Consider the following 2,295-nt stretch of genomic DNA (forward strand, 5'->3'; position numbering starts at 1 on the left):
CCACGAACCATTCTGCGTAGGCAAACTGATCGCCCATTCCGACAAAAGCGACCGTTTTATTAGTAAAGTCCGTGGTATCAATCTCATCCCAGACATCTTGCCAGTCGGCTTGAACTTCACCATAGTCCCAGGTGGGCAGGGCAAAAATGAATTTGTCGAAATACTCAATGGCCGCTAATCCGGCATCTTTCACATCAAATAATTCGGCTTTATCCGCGCCAAAGAATTGCTGAATTTTTTTGGCGGCGTCTTCGGTATTCCCTGTTGTTGACCCGTAGACAATTGCAACCATGATGCACCTCTTGGAACAATATAAAGATGCAAATGATAATTATTACTATTTGCGGGGTCAACTGAAAAGTTACTCAGTCCTGCTGAATGTGAACACCTTGAACCAACAACAACTTCAGTTGCTGTTGTTCGGCTATCTCATTGATAGCAATGTGCATCAGTTCATGAACATTCGCATCCAGCCTTGCTGGTAACTGAGCAATCAGAAAGCTTCCTACCTGGGCAATACGTAAAGGTTTGTGAGGCTGAACACCACTAGTCGTTAACTGTGCATCAATCTGTGCACGCAGATCATCAGTCGGTGCGGCAAACAGTATTTGACGTAAAGCCTGGGCAATCATTCGAACCGGAATATAGGAAAAATAACCGGAAATGATAAGCACCATCAGTGGATCGGCGTAGCGAGCGTAATCCGCATAAGGCGTATGAATAATCACAAATGTGGCGATAAAGCCCAACAACACAGCCGTGCTTAACCAGGTATCCATCTGCCACTGACGCTGTTCAGCGTCGACCAGCGACGTTTTCACATCCTTTTTGCGGCGCTTGATATAAGCCCAGGTAATCGCACAACCGATAACATTGACGACGCCAAACACCAGGGCCAGATCCAGATTGACCTCTCTACCACCCTGCAACAGGCTGACCACCGCAAAGATCATTGATACAAAACATACCAGGGCGATGACTACACCTTTTACCAGGATCGCAATCGGTTCAATGGTCAGTCGGCCAAAAGGATAGTCATTGTTCGCAGGCTGATTTGCCAGCTTCAAGGCCAGCAAAGACAAGGAGGCCAACGCTAACGACAGCAATGAATACGCACTATCAAATAAAATCATCACTGAACCGCTCAGTAAGCCCAGGATAAGCCCCGATATCGAAAAGCAGGCGGCGGATATTGCCGATACCATTAATACTTTCCGTTCACTATTTTTCCGCATAACTGTTCTCCAAGTAATGGCAGGTACTTTAGAGGCAAGCGGGTATTCGACAAAATCGCTCAGCGCCAATATAGTTGGTGCTAAACAAATTTTAAAGTGGACTAGCTATGCGTATTGAACAAGTTGAAGCGTTTGTAAAAACAGCGGAATGCGGGTCTTTCGCCAACGCCGCTATCGCATTAGAAATGCGGCGAAGCACGGTAAGTGCTGCGGTTTCTGCATTGGAAGATGAGCTGGCAATCCACCTTTTTCAACGCACTGGCAACAGCCTGCAGATAACTCCCATTGCACAATCTTTATTGGCGGACAGTCAACGTTTATTGCAATCCGCCAACCGTATCAGACAGCTTAGTAATCAGCATCTGGAAGGTATCGAATCAGAGCTCCGAGTCGCACGGGATGATGCATTGCCAGAAATCTTCTGGCATCAGTGCATGCATGATTTGCATGTCGAATTTCCGCAAACCTCCACCTCGGTTTATTTATTACCCACACAAGAGCATAACGAGTTTATTGATAATGGAATTGTCGATATCAGCTTTGGCGTCAATAACGCGGTAGATCCCAATTTTCGGCTTGGCATGATCGAACAGCGAACCGTTGTCAGTCCAGCCCATCCGCTAGCCAATCTGGCCCAGGTGACAGAAAGCGATTTAAGCCAGTACACACAGATCTGTCTGACCTTCCTGCAAAACGGGCAGCTGGTCATTCAGAACCAGATAGGTTGGCAGTATTCAGGCCTTACGATGTATGAATTAATCAGAGACGCCGTATTACGTGGCGATGGCTGGGCCATATTGCCCACAACGCTGATTCAAACCCACCTCAAACAACAACAGCTGGTCAGCCTGGCAACCGAAACGGCATTGTCTGCCACGTATTTCCAATGCTTATCCCGACAGGCAAACCGCAAGGTCGCGACCTGGTTAAAAAATCGTGTCACGCATGCGTTAACCCATGAATTTAAAGGCTGGTAGGTGTAAAAGGATTTATTCGCAGATTACGCTGATGGAAGCAGATTGTTCATCCAAAAAATAAACCACAGAGACACAGAGGGCAC

Annotated in this window: 3 protein-coding genes; 1 reads left to right on the forward strand and 2 read right to left on the reverse strand. The window is 46.9% G+C overall.

Features of this window, described 5'->3' with window-relative positions; all coding sequences use genetic code 11:
- Both B3O33_RS08030 and B3O33_RS08035 read right to left on the reverse strand, forming a co-directional pair.
- On the reverse strand, nucleotides 1-292 hold a 292-nt coding region (locus B3O33_RS08030), incomplete at its 3' end, for a flavodoxin domain-containing protein (protein WP_292363361.1).
- A gap of 73 nt (nucleotides 293-365) precedes the next feature.
- Complete coding sequence (locus B3O33_RS08035) at nucleotides 366-1,235, reverse strand: cation diffusion facilitator family transporter (protein ID WP_292360436.1); 870 nt, start codon at nucleotides 1,233-1,235, stop codon at nucleotides 366-368.
- 107 nt (nucleotides 1,236-1,342) lie between these two features.
- Between B3O33_RS08035 and B3O33_RS08040 the strand changes: the two genes are divergently transcribed.
- On the forward strand, nucleotides 1,343-2,212 hold the full coding sequence (locus B3O33_RS08040) for a LysR family transcriptional regulator (protein WP_292360433.1): 870 nt from the start codon (nucleotides 1,343-1,345) through the stop codon (nucleotides 2,210-2,212).
- The last annotated feature ends 83 nt before the right edge of the window (nucleotides 2,213-2,295 follow it).

The organism is Methylophaga sp. UBA1464 (genome assembly GCF_002325665.1).
In the GTDB taxonomy this organism is placed as follows: Bacteria; Pseudomonadota; Gammaproteobacteria; order Nitrosococcales; family Methylophagaceae; genus Methylophaga.

Bases quoted from the DNA above. Each gene is read 5' to 3' on its own strand.
- B3O33_RS08035 (WP_292360436.1), bottom strand. From the start codon at position 1,235: ATGCGGAAAAATAGTGAACGGAAAGTATTAATGGTATCGGCAATATCC.
- B3O33_RS08040 (WP_292360433.1), top strand. From the start codon at position 1,343: ATGCGTATTGAACAAGTTGAAGCGTTTGTAAAAACAGCGGAATGCGGG.